A 20,878-nucleotide genomic window follows, 5' to 3' on the forward strand; every position below is an offset into this window, starting at 1 on the left:
ATTGTAAGACCTACATCTTATCTGACTGCAGTTGAGCAATCTAATACGATGTAGGTTTCTTTTTTTCACTTAAAATCTTATAAGAAATTGATGAAATTAAAGAAATTTCACGATTATGTGACATGCTATGATGAAAAAGACAGAGGGGATTAACCAGACGGATACAGATAATTGCTTCTTTACGATCATTCGAATAAAGGAGGTTAATATTATTTTGTAAGCGCTGTCAAAGTATAGAGAGGATGTGAGTTGTATGATAAAAAGGAAGCTGTTTTTGTTAATCGTTTTCATCATGACGATGATAGTTCCTTTAAGCCTATTCGGAATAGGGACCGCTAATGCGGAGACCTTGCCGTATAAGACAGTCATCATCGATGACGGTAGCATCACGATCGATGGTGTTGTGACCCCTGATCCGGATAACGCGAATAACGGATACTCGGCTCCGAATTGGACCACAAGTACTGCGGTGAAAGGTTATGATAATTCCAGTTCCAAATATACGAGTACAGCAGGTAGAACCGTATCATGGAATCCACGATTGGAAGCAGGAACAGCAAAAATATCGTTGTACAAGCTTAACTGGGAGGACAAAGCGGATAGCAATGTAAAAATCGAAATCGTTCATAACGGGATAACGGATGTTCTGTTTATGGATTTGAGACCTTCATCCGGTGCGCCTCCGGGATGGGTTGATTTGGGGGAGTACTATTTTTCCGGGGTTGGTGAAGAATTCGTTAAATTGACTCGGTCTACGAGCACCTCCAGCACGATACTTACTCGTGCTGATGCGGTCAAGTTCGAAGGGAATATTCAGCAAAAAGAGCCTCACAAGACGATCATCATTGATGATGGAAGCATCACGATTGATGGTGTCGTCACCACCGATGTAAATAACGCGAATAACGGGTACTCCGCTCCTTATTGGACCACAAGTACGGGAGTGAAGGGATATAATAATTCCAGTTCCCAATATACCGATGCTGTAGGAAGAAGCATCACATGGAATCCGCGATTGGAAGCAGGGACGGCGAGAATTTCGTTCAACAAGCTAAATTGGGCGGATAAAGCAGATAGTAATGTGAAAATCGAAATTGTTCACAACGGGATTACGGATGTCATGTTCATGGATCTGAGGCCCTCTTCTGGCCCATCAGTTGGATGGGTTGATTTGGGGTCATATTATTTCAGTGGTGATGACAGCGAATTTGTCAGGCTGACTCGAACGCAACCTACGACCGGAACGATCATTACGCGAGCCGATGCGGTCAAGTTCGAAGGGAATATCCGGCAGCAAGCTCCGCCGTTGCCTCCGCTGCGCAGCCGTACATTGGCGAATCTCAGTTATACGGAAAAAGGCAGCATCGAGAATGCTGGCTATAAGGCGACCTTCTATGAAGCAGCTTGGGATGGAGGCAAATCCATCGTTCGTGATATGTTCTACAAGGACACGGATACGGGGAACTGGGTGCCTGTCAATAATGTGGAGGAAAGACTTGAAGAACAATGGGTTTTATTGGATGGGAATGCGGGGAGTCGAACCAATTACTACGATACGATGAACAAACGCTGGATTACATTCGACGAGATCGATTTCCCCGACAGCCACACTGCGATATTAACCGATTCTTCACATGGAAGCGATTACGATTTACAAGTGAACTGGTCCATGTCAGGGAACAAACCTGATGTTTCCTTCGCCTTTACACCTCGCCGGGATGGCAATTATGTGATCGGCTATCAGTCTTTCACAACAGAACAAATCTCTGGCGTCAATGAAGTGTTAAATGGATTCAGGTCGCATGCAAAAATGGTAGGTTCGGTGGAATCAACAAGCTTAAGGGAGCTGAGCGCTCCGATGAGTCTGGTTGAAAAGAATGACGGCGCGGGGAACGCTTTTTCGTATGGCGTATTTGTACCGTCGGAAGAGCTTCCAATCGAATTTGAACCGACGGGAGGCGTTACGAAACAACGGCTTGGGATGAGTCTTGTCAACAACGAAGGCAGCGTGCAGCCGATCCTTTATGCTCCTCAGCTAGGAACTTATTCGCAAATGACCGCGGAAAGCACATATCAATTTCATATGGGGCTAATCGCTGAAAACAGCAGTCTATATGAGGTCTACGGGGATATTCTTCGCAGTGAATACGGTTATTCGGCATACCGGGAAAATGTCGCCGATCAGTCGCTTACTGACGCGATGTTCAATATGATCGATCTGCTTAAGATAGAGCCGCAGGGGGACGACTCTGTTAATTATGTCCCATCGCCCAGCGGGTGGTGGAGCCGTGCCAAGGGCTTTATTGATATCGAGAACGAGGATAGCGTTCGAACAACATCGAATGCGGTTCTTCTGGGGGCTTACTATTTGACCGGGGATGACCAGCTTTACGATACGAGAGCGCTGCCGTCCATCCAGTATGGTGTATCTCGAAATGGTATCGGTTGGTCGCCGACGCAGAAGAAAGTATACGGCGTGCCTTCATTATGGAAAATGGCAACCTTGCCGTTCGATTTTTCAAGCGTATCCGCTGTCAATCAAATGATGGGGACTTCGGCAGGAATTGAGGCGCTGGCGCAGGAAGAGTACCTTGTGCGTGATCCTGACCAGAAAGATCGGGGGCCTGTCATTCAGCCACTTATGATGTATCGTATGACAGGGGAAGCGCAGTATTTACAGGCTGCCAAGGCTGCAGCCGACAGCTATATCATTCAACATATCGATACTCCTGCATCCGTGAATGTGAATAAAAATGAGTTTATTTATTATTATAGCAAGCTGTGGATGGAGATCTTGGAGCTTTACGAGGAAACGAAGGATCCCAAATACTTGAATGCCGCGTACAAGGAAGCCAAACAGTACGCCACGATGTTCGTTGCTCGACCGGTTCCTGAAGGCACGGTTACGATTCCGCAGCCGGAGACGTATAATTACGCGGAGTCGTTCCATTGGCCGGAAAGTGGTAAATACGATTATCCTAGGAGCAAGCTCCCTGAAGACGTAGCCGGGGGCGTACAAGCGGAAAGTTGGCTAGTTTCGCCCAACGGGTTGACATTTGAGGCGGGAAGTACAACTGGCTATTATCGTATGAATGCGCAGGAGGCTCCCTTCATGCTGAGATTGTCGCTCTATACAGGCGATAAACTGCTGCACGATATCGCTCATAATGCGGTCATCGGACGATATTCCAGCTATCCAGGTTATTACTATAAGGGCTTCGCTATTAGTCAATTGGAGCCGAATTTTCCACTGGAAGGTCCAAGCGGGGCTACTTCCATCTATTATCACCATATGCCGGCGCAGCTCGGGCAAACGATGGATTATCTGATTAGCGAACAATCGCTGAAATCGAATGGGAGTATTTCATTCCCTTCCGTATTCGAAACTAATTTTTTATGGTTCAAATATCATCTCTATGGGAATAAACCAGGTTATTTTTACGGCAATTCCGACGTTTGGCTCTGGATGCCCAAGGGGATTATCCAGACCAATCATCCACAATTGAACTGGATAACGGGAAAGAGCGGGAATAAATTCTACATTGGATTAAGCAACGAATCGACAGCTGAAGTACAAACTCCGATCGAATTGAATGCGCAAATCATTGGGTTCAACTCGGCACAAGATTATACCGTAACCATCATCCGCGACAATGGCACACCAGAACAAGGGGTTATGAGAGGTGGAATCATTAACGCCACGGTTTCAAGCAAGGGAATAACCGCTATCATTGTGGAGGGGCTAGATATTGATGTGCCGCTGCACCAGGTCAGAACTGCCGATACATCGGATGCAAGCTATTTCTTCGATATCCACAGTCCAATTGATGCTGTTAAAGGCATGCTAATCGTCAAGCCCGACGAAACGTCCTATGATGCTTACGTGCAGGCAAAAACGACAAAACCGGCGACGATCCATTACTCCTTGGATGGCGGGGCCACGTACACAACCGTTCCAGATACGATATATCCGATGGAATGGTCGATACGGGTAAATGATTTATCCCAAACCTTCACTTATTATGTGGAATCGGAAGGAAAACAGACACGCAAGCGGACGCTATATCTGCCTGATCAGGTGACGGTAACTCCGGTCCAACCGGATTGGCAGGATGGATCATCCATCATTGTGGATAATACGGAGGCGGATACAGAAGGCGTCTGGATACGAGATACAACGGCCAATGACTATTACTACGATAATTATGTATATGCGAAATCGTCTTCCGGCACAGCGACAAGCAAGATTCTCTGGCGGCCGGAACTGCCGGAAAGTGTCACTTATAGCGTGTATTACAAGCTTCCGCAAATAACCGCCACAAGTGAAAATTGGGCAACGAATGCCTCTTTTACCGTTTATTATAGCGGGGGCTCCGAGACGGTTACCGTTGATGAGACAACGGCCAATGGGACGTGGGTGTTCCTGGGAGCTTATCCTTTTGCAGCAGGCGATAGTGGGTATGTGGAATTAACCAATAAGGCCAACAAGTCACGGGTAGTTGCCGATGCAATGATGTGGGTGGACCCTAATAAGACGCCGCAATTGGAGTCAGTGGCCATCATGTCGGATCGGGACGAACTGCAGATGACTCAAGCTGCTCAACTGAACGTAACCGGCTATTTGGATAACGGCCTGATCGGTGATTTGGCACATGCAAACTTGCAGTATTTCGTTGATAGAACCGATCTGGCTGAAGTGGACAGTAACGGTTTGTTGACCCTGCAAAGCCTCGATGGGGAAACGGAACACATCGAGGTGTGGGCCACTGTAACGATTGACGGAGTGACCTTAACAACACCGCCTTTGACAATATCGATCAGGGACCTGACAATTATTGTCGACAGCACGAATACGAACGGATTATACGCTAAGGAAGGGTCTTGGAGCCAAAGCAATTTAGCCGGATACAAAATTGGTGTTAAGTCCCGTTACTCTACAGTTCAAGGATCATCGGCGACGTGGAAGGCGATGTTTCCAGAGGGGAGATATACGGTCTCCATCTACAAGCTCGTCCATACAACGGCTAACGATAGTCATGTCAAAGTAGACGTGAAGCACAAGTCGGTTACCGAGGTCACGTATATCGATGCGACAGTTGGCTCGTCGGGTTGGGTTAATCTTGGAACGTTCGACTTTACAGGAGACGGCAGCGAGTATGTTCGATTAACCAGGGAAACTCCGACAACTGTAGATCCGCCAACCCTTCCTGCCGATATGATCTATACGAGGGCTGATGCAGTCAAGTTCGAACGGCATTCCGTCAGTCCGGCTATGCATGCGGACGGGGTGCCAGGTAAACCGACACTTTCGAATAATAGTGGTGTTGCGACAGGCTTACATGATGGCAATTATGAGGTTACGATGAACATGTGGTGGGGAAACAATGGCTCACAGTATAAGTTGTTCGAGAATGGCCAATTGATCCAAACGAAGTCACTGCCCGATGCATCGCCGGCAGCCCAGACTTCCATTATTCCTATTCAAGGTAAGCCAAACGGAACCTATGTGTATACATGTGAGTTATCGAATTTGTATGGAACGACTTCATGTGATCCACACACCGTCACCGTGGCTGATGCGAATCCTGGCAAACCTGTGTTGTCCAGCAACAACTGGGATCAAGGTGGGAACTATACCATTACTGCCAATATGTGGTGGGGCACGAACGCAGCACAATATCGATTATATGAAAATGGCGAACTTATTGAAACGCAGTCTTTATCTCCACAAACACCAAGTGCCCAATCGGCCATTACACAAATTTCAGGCAAAGCTCCAGGCATTTATCAATATCGCGGCGAGTTTATGAATCGAAGTGGAACAACGGTAAGTGATATTATAGAAATTATTGTAAAATAATCCTAAGAGCTGAGTGGATGAGAACGATCCATTCGGCTTTTTTATTTCTTGGAATTTAGTAATGAACTATGCAAAATGCATTTAGGTCTAATCCGATTCCTGTCAAAGATACTCATAGACATGCATGATTGAGGAGCTTGCAGAGTTGCGCGGCTGTTCTAATGAAAGTCTCAAAGCTATGTAAAATAATTACTTCAACACTTATAGAAGAGTATGTTTATAAATTTGTGTCATTTTAATGTAAGGAGTTTTTTTGTCCAAAGACAACGAAAAGACTTGCGTAAGCGTAAATTGATTTTCCACTTTGTACACTTCTTCACAAAACTCGTATTTTGTACATATGTCTGTATGAAGACTCAAAGCCTTGTGCATCAAGACTTCTTATTATATGTCGGATGACAAGAACTTGATCCCATTCCCTGCGAGAATAAGCAAAACAAGAAAAAAAATACTTGCAATGTCAATCTCAATACATACTGATCGACATATTCACGAAGCTCTTTGTTTTCTGCGCTAAACTGCCCGTTACTTTAACGAACAACGGCAGCCGATCGTGAGGCCGGCTGCCTTTCATTCTCCTGATATTGAAAGTCCCTCGTTAAACTTGCGAAGGGACTAACTTCTCCCATTAGTTTACCGTACAAACAGGGTCAAAACAGTTTCCAATGCCCTTCGGAGACAACTTCGACTGCTCCGTCGATCACTTTGATCGCGGTCTGATCATCCATCGCATACGCAGGACCTTGCATCCCAGCGGCCCAACTCTCTGCAGCAGCCATGGTGTTTTCAGGCAGCATCTCGTGGTCCAGATGTGGAAACATTGCAAAATCAACCAGTCCCAGCGTTTCATCGCCACCGCTCGGCGGAGTCCAGCCAAGGAAGAATTCCCCGATGTTAGGTGCCATCACCATACTCCCGGCGCTCATTCCCACATAAACTGCCTGCAGAGATGGCAACAGGTCTGCCAGTCCGGACTTCCGCATCCAGTGGCACAGATAGAGGGCGTCACCACCCGCCACCAGCAGGACGTCCGTCTCCCGGACTAGCGGCACCCATCGGTCTTTGTCGATACTTGGCAGCGCTGTGAGCTCCAGCACGCCGACGGACTTCCAGCCCAGGTCGACCATGGGATTCTCCTCATTCCCGCTGATGAATTTCCAAGTTTTGACGCCTGGGCCGACCCAGGGGTGTCCGTACATCGCGGTGGGGATGCACAGGGCGTTGGAGTCGGCGATCGGCTTGCCCAGCATATCAATTAGCGCATTATGTATGCTTTTGTTATTGATGCCTGCAGATGTAAGCAGAAATTTCATAACTTCACTCCTTTGCGTGCCTAAAGTGTTCGAAAATATGATTGAACTATCCTGCCCGTAACTTCTACGAACAACGGTAGCCGATCGTATGACGCTTGCCGTCATGTCATGGTTTAATTAACGTGTCCCGTTAGTTCAATCGTATTTCTTTAAAAAATCAATAAAGGCTTCCAGTAATTTGCTTGCTAAATGAAAATGGTCAGACTCTAACTGAGTATATAAAATAAGTTCTAATTCATTAATTAACTCACTTATTTCATTTGAAAATTCTTTATAAAACTTGTCCGGTATCAAAGCGGTATATAGCCTGCTCTGTAGTTCTTCAATTCCAAACTCCTTGTTCATAAACCGACTTACTAGTACTTCAAATTTTAGCTTAATCTTAAATTTTTCTGAGATGAGAGCTATATTGCTCTTCCTCAAACGTCATCTGAGGGATCTTATCAAGCCAATGAACTTTCGAACCAATCCCTTCGCATCCCAGAAGCATATCTTCCCTGGTACTCATATCAATACCAACTTGCTTCCAGATAATGTACCCCTCTGCTTTAATTACATTTGCAACAATTACTGTACACGACAAATCACAATCATCTGGGCACATTAGTAATGGCAAAACAACCTCTTTGCTTGCTGAATTGAACCTTCCTTTAATACATTCTTTCTCTTTCAAGTCGTAGACCCAATCAATAATTGTTGGGATCATGCCCAGAAGGTTATTTGAAGGATAATAATTGTGAAGCAATAAATCCAGTGGAGTACCATCAATGACGATAGTGTGATGTTCAACTTTACAGTACTCACTCTTCATCGTTACGACTGCCATTTTATTCACCAGTCCCATTGTTTAGACACCTCACTTTAAGCAATTACCACAACAATATTGTGCCACGATTTACTCCGCTAACCTGCCCTTAGGCTTATTTGGTAACTACCGCTACTTGGAAGGTGTGACAAGACGCTAGAAGAAGCGACGATATAGTTCTCGTCTCCGCTCTCCGCGCAATTGTGCATAGTTGGTTTTTTCTGAGTCATCTCTACAGTAACAGTGAACATAAAATCAACTCTTCTATTGTTTAGTATGAAACTCCATTTGGATAGGTCCCCGATCGTGTTGGCTGGCTACAATTATGTATTATTTAGCTAACGTGTCCCGTTAGTTGAACGATTGGTTATCAAGATTTAGGTGTCAACTTCTTGTCGGGGTCATGTACTTTAGTCCATCCATCCGTTTTCAATGGTTCTAAAACTTCCGTTTATGATACGGAAGACCCTCGCCTTCTTCGCAATACTGTTTAAGACTGTACAAAAAAATAGCCCAGTTATAATTACATACGCGATAAAATACGGTCACTTCCTCCCAATTCATCTGACGAAAAACGATTGAAGTCTTCCCGTTTTTTTCCTCCATATCAAAAGAAATAGTCGTACCTATCCATTCAGGATCTGAATCAACACAGTGCCACAAAATCTTTTTATCCGTAACAAGCTCATCAACTCGCATCTTTGTTAAGCCTTTTCCGCCGAATCTGAACTCATTTATACAACCGATCTGATCATTGACTATTAGTTCATTTGTCCATATTTCTGAAAGTCCTTTTGCAGTGGTTAATGCTTCATATACCCTTGAAGCTGGAACATTCACATTCTGTAAGTGCTCGATATTTGCCATATTTCTCATTCCCCTTCTTTATAAGGATTTATTTTATGTAATTATTTGTCTGCGAATATATTCAGAAATTTCAAAATCTCCTTAGATTATACTATGGTATGGTTGATGTGATTTCTTATCGATTGCTCATTTTTAAAATTACGCATATGGAAGGTTGTTTACCTATGTTGCCCGTTAGCGTAATGAAGCAGCCGATCATTGTGGTCGGCTGCTTCCGTGTTTTTATTGAACTATCGTGTCCCGTTAGTTTAACGCTCTAGAGCAAATAATCTAATCTTGGTAAAACAATTTGAAGTAAGAATATTTTTATTTAGCTCTTGTAATGTTTTTATAAATTCCTTGGTTTTTGAAATAAGTTCTTTTTCAAAATCTCCCCATTGTATTGTCTCGTTGATAATTTCTTCTTTTATTGCATTAATAAATAGTTCTCTATCAGTTCGAATTAACGGTCCCTCATGAATTTCAAGATTTAACTGACTAACGACAAGTTCATTTCCTTCTTGAATGAACTCAAGCCAAGTACAATGGTTTTCAATATACTTTAATGCGGCGTAGTTGTTTTTTTGAAGTTGGTAATACACATCGATAAGAAAATCAAAGTGAGTCAATATTAGCTCAGAATAAATGCGTTTCGTCTCTAATCTCATTTCAGGTGAAGGATAAGATAGATATTCAATTCCATTTACGATAATGGTAAAACAACCGAAAATTTGATTATATTCCTTGTTAAAAGTCTGGAGATCAATCGCTCGAAGCTCAAGGATATCATCATCAAAGATTTCATATTTAATTTCAAACATCAGAGATCACTCCGAACTTAATGAGATGCACATATATTACCATACTATAGAGCGATAAAGTTGATTGTGTTTACATTGAGTTTGTTGCATTAACCTGCCCGTTAGTTCAACGCCTCTACTTAGGCTAAACCTTTATTTTCATGCTCTTTTGTCTTTATTCGGAGATAGCTGCATCCAGATCACTGACCAATATCCGGACAGTGCTGTGCTGCCAGCAAAGCGATCGACTGTAAGAGACAAGTAGGTGATCTAATTATTCAACAATCTCGATCTGCTTCCGAACCGTTTCCAATTTATAGACCTTGCTGTCGTCTCCGTCCTGAAGCGTAAATTCCGCAACTGCTGAAACATCATATAGGCCCGTTTTTTTAAACTGATATGGATGCTTCTCTGATATAACCTCATTCTCTAACATTGGACGCATAACCCCAACATCCGTTCTTGCAATCGTGTTAATCGCCTTCCCAGTACTGTCACGTATGACAAAGTAAAACACCGGCTCCCCGCTCATAATCTCGATTGTCCGTTCAGCCTCATTTTTCAGTTCAACCTCAATCGTAAAAGCCTCATTTGTCTCAACTAGCTCCGGAACAGAAACATGAACGGAAAAATTATCGTTTTCAGCACTTGCCGTAGTAGATGAGGAAAGTCTTGTCTTTGAAACTATAGATTCTGGTTCTGAAGACTGACAGCCAAGCAAAGATAAAAGAAGGATAATTACCAACTTATTCAAAATAAACACCTTCGAGCAAACAGACGCAATGAAGTTTACTTTTGTTTCAGCCAGGTTCATAGTGGCTGAAAAGCGGTTTTTAACTTTATTTTAGAAACGTCGTATTAAGATTTGGTGCTTAAGAATCGTTATGGATTTATTCAATTATCCTGACCACTCCTGGAATCTGCCATTAATAATTAAATATTGACAAGCTATTAGCTGGAATAGTGTGGAAAAGGCAGCCGATCATTGTGATCGGCTGCCTCGGTGTCTTTATTGAACTATCGTTTCCCTTTTCTTATCATCGCAAAAGCATAGAGTTCACCTTTTTCAGCAGCATCACGAGTACGTTCAATCCACGCTTCGGCTGCCCCATCTGGATATGGATGCGGGATATTCAACGTAGTTTTCGCTACTTCTATATCTCCAGCTAGCTCCTGCACATATTTAGCGTCTGTCAATTCAAATTGTCTGAGGACTAGCCTTTTAGTCTCATAGGTAGGTTACATAGAAACACTCACTTTCTCTTTCAAATTTATTTCATTAGAATATTCTTCCTCCACATTCCAAATTCCTTTGATAACTGCCCGAAGGAGATTAACACCTATCAGCTACATCTGTACAAAATCGCTTATTTTGTGAAGATGTAAAAGGAGCTACCGCGGCAGCTCCCTCATTCTAGTTAGCGTATACGCCTCAAATCGAAATGTCGCGCAGAGCGCGCCGGCGGTCATGCAGCACTAGCAGGATGATCATCCCCATCATCACACCCAAGACGATGCCGGCCTCTGTGGTCAAAATTCGTGCCAGCGGGTACTCCGGGGAGTACTGTGAATCGGGGCGAATGGCGGAAAAGAGGTTATAAGAGAACAGCATTCCCGACGAGATCCATACCGCCGCCATAGGGGGTAGGAATCTCCGAGTCCCACGGCGGGAGGTCATCACCATCAGGCCCCACGCCCCCGCGATGGCCCACACGCCAGTACTCAAAGTCAGGAGGTGCCACCATACATCACGGTGATTCAGCATGGCCTGGTCGATGCCGAGGGTGCCACCCGCCGCCCAGAACACCTTGATGACGCCGAGCAGGATACAGCCGGCAGCGACGAGCCTAGCCGAGGAAACTTGCAGCTGTCGGGTGTGTCCCGGCAGCTCCGCGTAGTCGATCGGTCCGCCCATCGCCTCGGGCCACCGCGCCTTGGCGTAACCTGCCAAGGCAAGTGGCAGGCAAATGCCGACCCCGGCAAGCGAGATCATGACGAAGATTTGCTCGTATGCCCAGAAGTGGGCGGCGCCAGCCTCCTTATCCCGGGTCATGGCGGCCGGTCCGAGCACTGGTGCCAACAACAGCATGGGTACGAGCAGACCGGTGCCCATCCATACGGGAAGAGCAACCAGCCACGCTGGCAGCCGTTCACCCCACGGCCTGCAGAACGCCATCGCCAGCAGGATACCCACCGCAGCGATCACCGCGGTTGCTGCGTTGATCGCTCGCCAACTGGAGTCGCCCATTTGCTCGGTCGGAAGAAAGAGACCAAAAGTCCAGACAATTTTTATAAGCAGATATGGCGTCACCGCTATGGCGGCGCCATATCCGCAGATTCTACGCATCTTCCCTAATCGTGAGGCCGGCGGCTCTGTCATTACTTTCATGTCGTCATCACCTGCTTTCTTGTAACTTCGTCAATTGTAAAACCAGCATGAAAATACATGTATGCGGATCGAGTTGCTAATCAATAACGAAGCCTTAATTACTTCTACTCATCTTTTTCTGCATCCTGAAGTGCATCATTTTGTTCTCTAGTTTCATAATATCTTATGCGCTCAGAAGAGACATCTGATATTGGATGGAGAAGACTCTAGACTTTAGTCCGGTTTTTAACAATTTATCCATGCGTATTTCACGTGTGCAGGTATTAGATAAAGTTTTATTATACATTAAACTGCGTTCCGCTATTTGGTTAATGTTACCGATAATTATGATTATACTAAGTAGAGTAAAGGGCTGGAGATTCCAGCCCCTCCTCATCAAACCGTACATGCAGTTTTTCTGTATACGGCTTTCCGACGTTCTTCATCCAGGGCAGTACGGTTTTTCCATGTGCATAATGTTTTCAGTCCTGTACGTTGAAGTAGAAAATGCATCTCAGACCAATTCTGCTTGCGCTTCCTATGTTTCTTATTCCTGAACAGTCTTAATCTCCTCAGGATATACCAGTCCACTTTTGAAAGGAATCGGTTTGCCATACTTCGATCTACATCCAGATGGTCGTAGAAATTACGCCATCCTTGGATCATAGGATTCAGCAGCTCGACCATTAGCTTTAATGGCCAGTTTAATCGGCCTTTGGTTGCCGTTTCTTCCTTCACACGAGTGCGCATCTTCTTCATTGCTTTCTTCGATGGAAAGCTTCGCAGTCGATACTTTGTCCCGTTTTTATGGAGATAAGGCATCTTCCGATGGTGAAAGCCAAGGAAGTCAAATCCGTCTTGGTTCTTCCACAGACCCACTAGCTTTGATTTGGAAGTGTTAATGGTCAATTCCAGTTTTTCCGTCCGGCTTCGGAATCTCTTTCCGCTTGACCGGAGACGGTCGGTAATCCCCATTCCTTAGTTGTTGCCTGATCTCTTCGATGAAGGATTCTTCGCCAATCTCTCGAACGATGAACTCTATTGTTTGTCCATCAATGCCGGCACTGTCGCGATTAGTTTTCACTCTTGCCCATGCCTCTTGCAGGATATCTTTCCGGAATACTTTGTCGTATAGTGCATGAAACTTACGCTTAGGGTTTTCCTTAGCCGCAAGATAGAGGGTATTTTGGAGTTGTCGAGCGTTTTCATTGGTGGCGTTAGCCGTGTTTTCGGCATTCACTTACTCTTACCTCCTTGATATCCCGTGAACGAAGTGGGGTATTGCCTTTCGGCGCCCTTCCCTCCCCGGGGTTATGTTGTACGCCGGATCATTGGTAGTATGGCCCCCTCCGACTCCCTTCCCGCAGCTCGCCATTTCACCTTTGGGGCTTATAGGTCTGCTGGTTACTTCCATGCAGTACCGATATGCACTTCTGCATCATCCACCATAAACCCATACGACGATTGAGCCGCGCCATTTGGATAAATATAGGTTATGCTCATTTTGTTGGAATAGGATTTTTATGCCTGATTCATTTTGTAATTCTATGTAATTCGGGTCTTCTGTTATTACTTTAAAACCGAAATGTTCTTTATACCAATCCACTGAGTTATTAAGCTACTAACGGGAATTGTAATGTATGTTGAATTAAGTTTTAATCCCACACTAACGTCCCCTTTCTCATTTTTGCTATGTAAATGATTTGCCCTGTGTGACTAGGTAAATGCCTGAATTGATGTAGAAGCATTTCTAGAATGGTGGAGTGATTATTTAAGGCAGCGGAGTTGAACGTTGGGTAATTTAGATAAGGTTGTTCCAACAACCGTGTTGGGTTTGCTTTCATCATTTCAAGAACCTGAATGATACAGTAATATGATTTCTTTGAAATTTCCAATGCTTGCTCTTTTGACATTTGCAAACCGCGTTCGAATTCTTTACTCCTGTCTTCGACATATGGAGCACCGAAGTATGCGCTTTCAAACCATTGATGAGCAGCGCCCGAGATGTGCGCAATCAAATTAGCGATACTGTTACTCTCCGGTGTCGGTGACCATATAATATCTTCTTCCGATAACTGTTCAATCACTTTACGAGTCCATTTCTGGTCCGCTTTGTATTTAATTAGTAGAAAGTCAATCACTACACTTAAACTGTCCAACAGCCTTCACCCTCACCATATTTTACCACTATAATAACAAACGCATGTTCGCCTGTAAAGTCCAGGTAACTGCTATTCATTGATACGGTTTGGACATTTTATTTAGAACGGCACTGCGCTAACCTGCCCGTTAGCTTAACAAAGAAATGGAGCAGTTGCCGTAGCAAACTGCTCCTTGATTGTTCAACTATCGTACCCGTTAGCGTAACATCAAATTGAACTTAAAAATCGATTTTCTTACCACTTTTATCAAAATATTGAATCCCTCTAGTTCCTGAAGGGAAGACGTGTCTTTCCAGATTTCGAAGATTTCAACAACAATCGAAAGGAGATACATCCGCTCAAAATCCATAATCGAGATAAAAAAGAAGCTGCTCAAAAATTTTCAAGTTTGAGACAGCTCCTTTATGATTCGAATATACCTTAATTCTGTTGCCATTCAGTCGGCATTTATCAGCGTCACTTCTTTTTGAAAGATGACTTTCGCTTTCCCGCCGTAAGGATTAAACAGCGACGCTTGTATGACTGCTGTACCGCTTGCGGCATGATTCGGAATGGATACGTTTCCGTTCAAATTCACGGTCACATCGTCACTCCCGGATACTTTTGTCCATTTAACAATAATGGACGGAAGCTCAATATCGAAAACCTTGAGCCCGTATTCGTGCTTCTTGCCGTTCGCAGTTATTTTGACTGTCTCATCCGCTTCAGAACGGATAAAAGCAACGATTAACGCGTTAATGGCCGGCACATCATGCTTCAGTTTTACCTGGAAGTTATACACCGCCGACCTTACGTCTTCAGGCTTAACATCAAGTTTGTAGAGCACCGCGCTGAGCGCATACGTATTTTTATCATCCAATACTTCAGCCAGCGCTTTGCTTAAGACCGCATTCATTCGATCCTTATTGGCGAGCAGTGCCGCAAGTTCCTTCGGTTTCATATCCTTCAGTATATCGCGGACTGTTCCTTCTATCCCTCCTGCATTTCTTCCATCGCCAAAAAGCAGGATAAGGAAATCGTCCATCGATACATTCGGATGGCCTCCGGCCGCTGCAATCGTCTCTAGTGCCGCTATGAATTCCGGATTCGTCCGAATGGCTTCCAAATCGGACAACTGTGGATCGTAACGTAACGAACCGATAGCCTTGACGATTCGGAACAGGCTGCTCTTTAGCTCGGCCTGATCAACTGATGGCGGCAGCTTAGCGCTGATTTTGTTCCATAAGGGATCGATCAGCGACTGATCGGCCGAATCGTCCAGCCCCGCGATTTCATCGAGCAGATTTCTTACGTCCTGTATGTCCGCTGGATCGCCGGCAACGAAGGCGGCATGAAGCTTGTTAAGCCATTCTAAGATTGGACTTGACGTCCTCACCGACATAGACGGTCCATCCGTCGACCAATTGCCGTCCGGCAGCTCTGACTCCACCTTAAAGATGTATCTGGTATCCGGCTGCAGCATCGTTACATCATACGAATGGACGTTTTCGTTCACCGTATCTATGAGTTCCCCGTTCCTGTATATCCGGTAACCATTGCTCTCCCGGGCGGCCGGCCAGGATAAGGCAAGTGAATTCCGTCCGACATTCTCTGCCTTCAAGCTGCTTCCTTCTGGCCATACAGACCATGATTTCTTGACAGTGAAACTGCCGGAATGCTCTGCTATATTTCCTTCTTTATCCGTAGCACGAATCAGAAGGGAATGGGTACCATCCTGCAATCCAGAGGCCGGCGCGGTCACGGTCATCGACTCCACGTCATAGCTGGATTCCAGAATTTGATCGTCGACTTTGACTATCAGCGTAAAGGGATCCACCCCCGAATCGGGATCCAAAATGACAGCGGATAAGACCGGATTATTCACGGTTACCGTTTCGCCATCCGAAGGCTGCACACTGCCGATCGTCGGTGCCGTCGTTTCTTTTTTTAACGCAAATAACGTATTGTCAATCGTTCCATATTCTTGCCCGTCCAGCCGCATCAGCCGCAGTTCGGATGTTCCGATTTCTACAGGATCGCTTATTCCGTCAGCCTTATATTTACGAAAAAACAGTTTGTTATCGTTATAAAAAGCGACGTCACCGTTTTCGGCTAAGTAAGCGATTATATATGGGTAACTTGTACGGAAATTTGCAACCTGCTGCTCTTGGCCGTCGGGAGAGCGAAGCCATAGCTGCTCTCCGCTAATTGTTGGACGGTTATAAGCTACCCAGCCTTGATTTAATTGGTAATCCATTCCTCTTACGCTCGACCATACCTCGTCACCTATGACCTGATCGCCATCGGGTCCGCGAAGCACCAAAGAACACGGTGAATCATAGCTAGTGGTTTTGCAAAACAAGGTATAATGGCCATCTGTTATAGTTGATAAGAGGGTTTCGGAGGTGAAATCGTCCAAGGGAGTAATAGTGCCCTTGTCGTATTTATAGCTACCTCCAGGATTTTCCCAATTCCTACTGTAAGTTTCAAAATAGACCTCATTTCCAATAAGAAAAAATCTGTCGACGATGAATTCTTCCGGTGGGATTGGAATAATTTCGTTTGTTCCCGTCACCAAATTTCGCAAAATAAGATCACTATTTTTTTCATAGAGTGCATAGTTTTGGTTTACGGGTACATCGTGTATACTGCAAAGAAGATATTCATGTTCACAAGCGGAACTGGAAGGGAAATACCCTAAAGAATAGAGCTTACCGTCTCTCCACTCATAAAGGACGGACGGGACATCCATTATCCCTTTATCTAATTGAAGAGCCATAACAGCGCCGTGGGGAGTCAAAAAGCCGTATTTAAATACATCGTTTACAGGGAGATCGTAGGGAACGGTAATGATTTCACCGGATTTTCGGTCTTTGATACCCAGCTGCTTTTTTTGACGGTTATCAAATAATATTTTTTCCGTGCTGACATCCAGAATATCGCCGTCCACCGTATCGACCAGGCGAAGCCACTCGCTGTGTTCCGGCCAAACCGGGAAGCTCTGACTAGCGGTTTGCCCTCTTGAATCTACAGCCGTCAATGAAATATCAAGTCCCTGCTCGATATATTCGCCCAAATCTATATGTTGATCGATGCTGTTTACTCGAGTTATTTTTTCGCTGCCATAAGATATCTCTAGTGTACAACCGTTAGGATCATCATCCGTACAGGTTGCCTGAACGCGGAGTTTCGGGGTCTGTCCGGTAAAATCTGTTGCAAGCTGCTGAACCTGAAGGACCGGCTTCTCATCGTAGATGATATCGAGAGTCTTGCTGACTGAGTTTCCTTTGGAATCCCAAGCGGTAATCAATACCGACTTTTCCCCTTTAGGTAAAGAAGAAATATCCATTGTTCCCTTCCAACAGGTATAATTCACCCCGCAGGAAACGAAATTCATAGTAACGTCATCAACCTGTGCCGTCACTTTTGCAATTTGGAACGTTGTATAAGAAACTTTAAGTCCTATGTATAGCTGATTTCCCACTATAGTACCGTTAGCAGGAGACGTCACCGTTATTCCCATCCCATTAATCGCTTCCGTTAAACCGCTTTCGCTAGCGGCACTCTGTTCCGCCGCGTAGGATGACAGGGGGACGAACAGCAGCGCAAGCATACCTGTAATGAGCAAATATTGAACCTTTAATCGCAACCTTTTCATAAATGCCTCCTTTTTCCTCATCTATCCAATTCTATACAATTATTCATTTCGAATAATAATATATCATATAAGTTCTCGTTTTGAATATATAAATGAAAGCGTATGCCCCCGCCTATCTAAAACAAGCACGGAATTTAACATTACAGTGAGATTCATCCAAGCAATTCCTCAATATGATCGACCGTGCGCCGGACGCGAGACCAATATTCGGTCGCCTTCGATTTCCTCCCCCTTGCCTGATTAGAGAAATTGGTTATCCTACGAATTCTTCTTCTGGCAGTCTCCGTACTGACAATCTCAGACATATGTACAAAATTTCTTATTTTATGAAGATGTAAAAGGAGTTACCTGCAGCTCCTTCATCGTTTGAGTCTCTTCATTGAACTATCGTTTCCCTTTAGCTTAACAATATTTCTCCTTCAATATCTCTATATATTTAGAATCAATTCCAGTAATATTGGATACTGTTCCAATTTCAATTCCTTGTTTTAAGGCATTTCGGGCAATACTCAAGTTATGTTTCATTTTCAACAACCTATCTTTGAATAAAATATCGTCAAAATCTAAATATTCATCAGCAATTTCTCCGTCTAAATTAAATTCAAAATCGTAAGTGCCGATGTATTCTTCTAGATAAAAAATATTTACTGAACAAAATATTACTACTTCTTCAACATTAAAAGTATATTTAAGGTAAATTGACCGTTCATGTACACTAATAAAATCCTCATACAACTTTCCATGAAATGTGTCGTGGTAATCGTCTTTCTCTTCTTGACGCCATTTTCTAAAACAACTCCAAAAGCCTTCCACAGTCCTATTTATTGCATTATTGCTAGTTTCCCATTCAAGCAATGTTTTTTTGTTCATATTATATTTCACTTCCTACAACAATTTATCATTCATGTTTTCCATGTTTTCCATTTTATCCTGATTTCATTGAACTATCCTGCCCGTTAGCTTAACTAAGAAATGGAGCAGCTGCCACAGCAAACTGCTCCTCAACTATCGTTACCGTTAGCTTAATAAAATGAGCAGGCCACTGCAGCGCCTGCTCATCCATGTGTGTTATTGAACTATCGTTTCCCGTTAGTTTAACCAACTTTAATATTCCGATTTGTGCAAGTCGTAAAATACTCCAGCGTTGAGCGGTTATTTTGAGCAACGAGACTTAGTTTCGCTTCCGTTTTTGGCTTTGCAAAGTTTTGGGCCACCGATAGGAAGGGACATGGTCCAGCATTGTTTGGAAAATAACGCTCCATTCGCGTTCTTTTAATGCGCAAACCGGCTTATCCCGGTCAATCCCAAGGCTCGACGCCAAGTGTTTCAATTGCGGAGGGGTAAAGACGGAACTGAACGCTCCGTCGAAAGGTAACTTCGGATTTCTTAGCCCCCTTTCAGCAAGACCCGTAAACAAAGCGCCATAGCGGTATGGAACTTCAGGGCATGCCTTTCTCCTTATCGATATTATGCAACATTCCACCTTCGGCGGCGGCGAAAAATAACCCGGGGGGAGTGTCTGCACCAGTTCCATGTCATACCTCATCCTCCAGCTTAATAGCTCCGGATTTGTCACGACTGAAGAGGTAAACCGTTTGGCCGCTCCCTTCTCTAAAATGATGGCAGCCCGCTGCAGCGGGGTAGAAGGATCATCCAAAAGCTTTCTCAGAATCGGAGTCGTAATTGAAAAAGGGATATTCGACACGACGCAAAAGGGCTCTCTTGGAAGATATCCTCGCATAAAATCGCCATGAACGATTTTAATATTAGATTCGCCTTCCACCTTGCCGATCAATTTTTGAACATACGCGGCATCGTTCTCAAAAGCGATCACGATCCTCGCCTTCTCCGCCAAAGGCAGCGTGATCGCACCGAGGCCGGCCCCTATTTCAATAATGACGTCTTTTTTCGTAATTTTTGCCGTTTCGATCAAATCACGCACCGCGCGTTTGTTATGCAGGAAATGCTGACCGGAGAAGTTAGGGCTGCCTCCGCTTTTATTTGGATTCGTACGGGACCTATTCCCGGCAACGACGGGCTTTTTATTCTTTTTATGCAACACAAAAACACCTCATTCATTTGTTTAGGTAAATGAAAAAGGCGCACCACAAATAGACCCGAATCCGCTTTTAAAAAAACGGATGAGTCAACCTGTACCGCACCTCTTTTTACCGTAAACGCATGTAATGGGTGATCAAATAAAGCACCTCCTAAAATCTATTGCCATTATAACAAACTCACCAACGATTTCAAGTGTTGCCGCTTGGCAGCATTTCGGGGAACGTTAGTTCAATAAAAACACGGAAGCAGCCGGCCACAATGATCGGCTGTTTCATTACGCTAACAGGCAGGTTAGCTGCGTTAACTTTTTATGTTACATTATAAGAAATGCATATAGGGGGATATATCGTTTGAATTCGTATAAGCAATATGGAGATCAAAGTGCTTCGCTCATGCTTCTCTTGCATGGCGGAGGTGTTAGTGGTTGGATGTGGGGGTTAGTTTAATCATAATTGAGCAAAAAGCTTTATATCTTATGCCTGCCTCCGCCAGTTTCTCGTCCAGTTTCGCCCATGGAATCTCTTCAGGCCTTAACTTAACCAGTCCAAGTTCCGAAAAAGAATATAACAAGATATTAGGGGAGATAAATTTGTCACCAAATAAAAGAAAAAAACTAAACAAGTCACGCGTGCTTCTGGCGACTATGGAGCGGATTTCGTTAATTCTAAATCCGGAAAAAAAAACAATGTACAAAACAAACACTGGCGGCCACATGTTCGTATTCATCGCGTTACTATTCGCGTGCATCGGCATATTTGCGGGCTCAGCGGCGGGACTCTACGCAGTCCTCGAACTGTGGTTCGGTCTTGGCATGACTTACGCGGAATGCTGCGTAATAACCGCAGTCTTATTCATAACAGCGGTAATATTAATGTTTAAGGATGCGCGTGAACTTGAGGATGATTAAATGCAATATAAGCGTCTGTATCCCGCACAAGCTGAAGGATCAGAGTTTAACGGGTAAAGTATTTGAAATGGTAAACTTAATGGGATTATTTTCTGACAACAAATAGACAATTGGGGAGT

16 protein-coding genes are annotated in these 20,878 nt (G+C 44.3%); 2 read left to right on the forward strand and 14 right to left on the reverse strand.

The genetic code is table 11. From position 1 onward, the window contains the following. Positions 1–253: 253 nt before the first annotated feature. On the forward strand, positions 254–5,860 hold the full coding sequence (locus HI950_RS35575) for a golvesin C-terminal-like domain-containing protein (RefSeq protein ID WP_223285093.1): 5,607 nt from the start codon (positions 254–256) through the stop codon (positions 5,858–5,860). A gap of 650 nt (positions 5,861–6,510) precedes the next feature. On the opposite strand, the gene HI950_RS04605 is transcribed toward HI950_RS35575, so the two are convergent. The 14 genes from HI950_RS04605 to erm all read right to left on the reverse strand — a co-directional run bounded on the left by HI950_RS04605 (position 6,511) and on the right by erm (position 19,853). Beyond that, the gene (locus tag HI950_RS04605; RefSeq protein ID WP_169081376.1) at positions 6,511–7,173 is read right to left on the reverse strand and encodes a Type 1 glutamine amidotransferase-like domain-containing protein; all 663 of its coding nucleotides are present in this window, start codon (positions 7,171–7,173) and stop codon (positions 6,511–6,513) included. Between the two features lie 135 nt (positions 7,174–7,308). Continuing rightward, complete coding sequence (locus tag HI950_RS04610; protein WP_169081375.1) at positions 7,309–7,518, reverse strand: hypothetical protein; 210 nt, start codon at positions 7,516–7,518, stop codon at positions 7,309–7,311. A gap of 37 nt (positions 7,519–7,555) precedes the next feature. Beyond that, positions 7,556–8,017, reverse strand: a complete 462-nt coding sequence (locus HI950_RS04615) for a hypothetical protein (RefSeq protein ID WP_169081374.1) — start codon at positions 8,015–8,017, stop codon at positions 7,556–7,558. Between the two features lie 399 nt (positions 8,018–8,416). Then, positions 8,417–8,845 carry an SRPBCC family protein gene (locus tag HI950_RS04620; RefSeq protein WP_169081373.1) on the reverse strand — a complete coding sequence of 143 codons (429 nt, stop codon included), beginning with the start codon at positions 8,843–8,845 and terminating at the stop codon, positions 8,417–8,419. A gap of 248 nt (positions 8,846–9,093) precedes the next feature. After that, positions 9,094–9,645, reverse strand: a complete 552-nt coding sequence (locus tag HI950_RS04625; protein WP_169081372.1) for a hypothetical protein — start codon at positions 9,643–9,645, stop codon at positions 9,094–9,096. Positions 9,646–9,898: 253 nt separating this feature from the next. After that, positions 9,899–10,378: a hypothetical protein gene (locus HI950_RS04630; protein ID WP_169081371.1), complete on the reverse strand. Its 480-nt coding sequence runs from the start codon at positions 10,376–10,378 to the stop codon at positions 9,899–9,901. A 263-nt stretch (positions 10,379–10,641) separates the two neighbouring features. Beyond that, complete coding sequence (locus HI950_RS04635; RefSeq protein ID WP_317618302.1) at positions 10,642–10,803, reverse strand: GNAT family protein; 162 nt, start codon at positions 10,801–10,803, stop codon at positions 10,642–10,644. A gap of 253 nt (positions 10,804–11,056) precedes the next feature. Further along, a complete protein-coding gene (locus HI950_RS04640; protein WP_169081369.1) occupies positions 11,057–12,013 on the reverse strand; it encodes a hypothetical protein in 957 nt (318 codons plus the stop codon). 375 nt (positions 12,014–12,388) lie between these two features. Then, positions 12,389–12,967: a group II intron maturase-specific domain-containing protein gene (locus tag HI950_RS36620; RefSeq protein ID WP_317618290.1), complete on the reverse strand. Its 579-nt coding sequence runs from the start codon at positions 12,965–12,967 to the stop codon at positions 12,389–12,391. Then, the gene (locus HI950_RS35585; protein WP_223285095.1) at positions 12,891–13,232 is read right to left on the reverse strand and encodes a reverse transcriptase family protein; all 342 of its coding nucleotides are present in this window, start codon (positions 13,230–13,232) and stop codon (positions 12,891–12,893) included. Before HI950_RS35585 ends, HI950_RS36620 begins: the two co-directional genes overlap by 77 nt. Before the next feature lie 415 nt (positions 13,233–13,647). Then, positions 13,648–14,151, reverse strand: coding sequence for a DinB family protein (locus HI950_RS04650; RefSeq protein ID WP_169081368.1), 504 nt, complete (start codon positions 14,149–14,151; stop codon positions 13,648–13,650). Between the two features lie 439 nt (positions 14,152–14,590). Continuing rightward, a complete protein-coding gene (locus tag HI950_RS04655; protein WP_169081367.1) occupies positions 14,591–17,791 on the reverse strand; it encodes a fibronectin type III domain-containing protein in 3,201 nt (1,066 codons plus the stop codon). Positions 17,792–18,193: 402 nt separating this feature from the next. Further along, on the reverse strand, positions 18,194–18,661 hold the full coding sequence (locus tag HI950_RS04660; protein WP_169081366.1) for a hypothetical protein: 468 nt from the start codon (positions 18,659–18,661) through the stop codon (positions 18,194–18,196). A gap of 301 nt (positions 18,662–18,962) precedes the next feature. After that, positions 18,963–19,853 (reverse strand): 23S ribosomal RNA methyltransferase Erm, encoded by an 891-nt coding sequence (erm, locus tag HI950_RS04665; protein ID WP_317618291.1) that lies wholly within the window; start codon positions 19,851–19,853, stop codon positions 18,963–18,965. A 423-nt stretch (positions 19,854–20,276) separates the two neighbouring features. Here erm and HI950_RS04670 point away from each other — a divergent pair, with 423 nt between their 5' ends. Then, positions 20,277–20,759, forward strand: coding sequence for a hypothetical protein (locus HI950_RS04670; RefSeq protein WP_187768025.1), 483 nt, complete (start codon positions 20,277–20,279; stop codon positions 20,757–20,759). The last annotated feature ends 119 nt before the right edge of the window (positions 20,760–20,878 follow it).

This window comes from Paenibacillus sp. PL91, from assembly GCF_012935325.2.
GTDB lineage: Bacteria > Bacillota > Bacilli > Paenibacillales > Paenibacillaceae > Pristimantibacillus.

What these genes read in the sequence shown, in the direction of transcription:
- HI950_RS04605 (WP_169081376.1), bottom strand. Translation starts at nt 7,173, where the DNA reads ATGAAATTTCTGCTTACATCTGCAGGCATCAATAACAAAAGCATACAT.
- HI950_RS04655 (WP_169081367.1), bottom strand. Translation starts at nt 17,791, where the DNA reads ATGAAAAGGTTGCGATTAAAGGTTCAATATTTGCTCATTACAGGTATG.
- HI950_RS35575 (WP_223285093.1), top strand. Translation starts at nt 254, where the DNA reads ATGATAAAAAGGAAGCTGTTTTTGTTAATCGTTTTCATCATGACGATG.
- HI950_RS04615 (WP_169081374.1), bottom strand. Translation starts at nt 8,017, where the DNA reads ATGGGACTGGTGAATAAAATGGCAGTCGTAACGATGAAGAGTGAGTAC.
- HI950_RS04610 (WP_169081375.1), bottom strand. Translation starts at nt 7,518, where the DNA reads ATGAACAAGGAGTTTGGAATTGAAGAACTACAGAGCAGGCTATATACC.
- HI950_RS04660 (WP_169081366.1), bottom strand. Translation starts at nt 18,661, where the DNA reads ATGAACAAAAAAACATTGCTTGAATGGGAAACTAGCAATAATGCAATA.
- HI950_RS04625 (WP_169081372.1), bottom strand. Translation starts at nt 9,645, where the DNA reads ATGTTTGAAATTAAATATGAAATCTTTGATGATGATATCCTTGAGCTT.
- HI950_RS04640 (WP_169081369.1), bottom strand. Translation starts at nt 12,013, where the DNA reads ATGAAAGTAATGACAGAGCCGCCGGCCTCACGATTAGGGAAGATGCGT.
- HI950_RS36620 (WP_317618290.1), bottom strand. Translation starts at nt 12,967, where the DNA reads ATGGGGATTACCGACCGTCTCCGGTCAAGCGGAAAGAGATTCCGAAGC.
- HI950_RS04620 (WP_169081373.1), bottom strand. Translation starts at nt 8,845, where the DNA reads ATGGCAAATATCGAGCACTTACAGAATGTGAATGTTCCAGCTTCAAGG.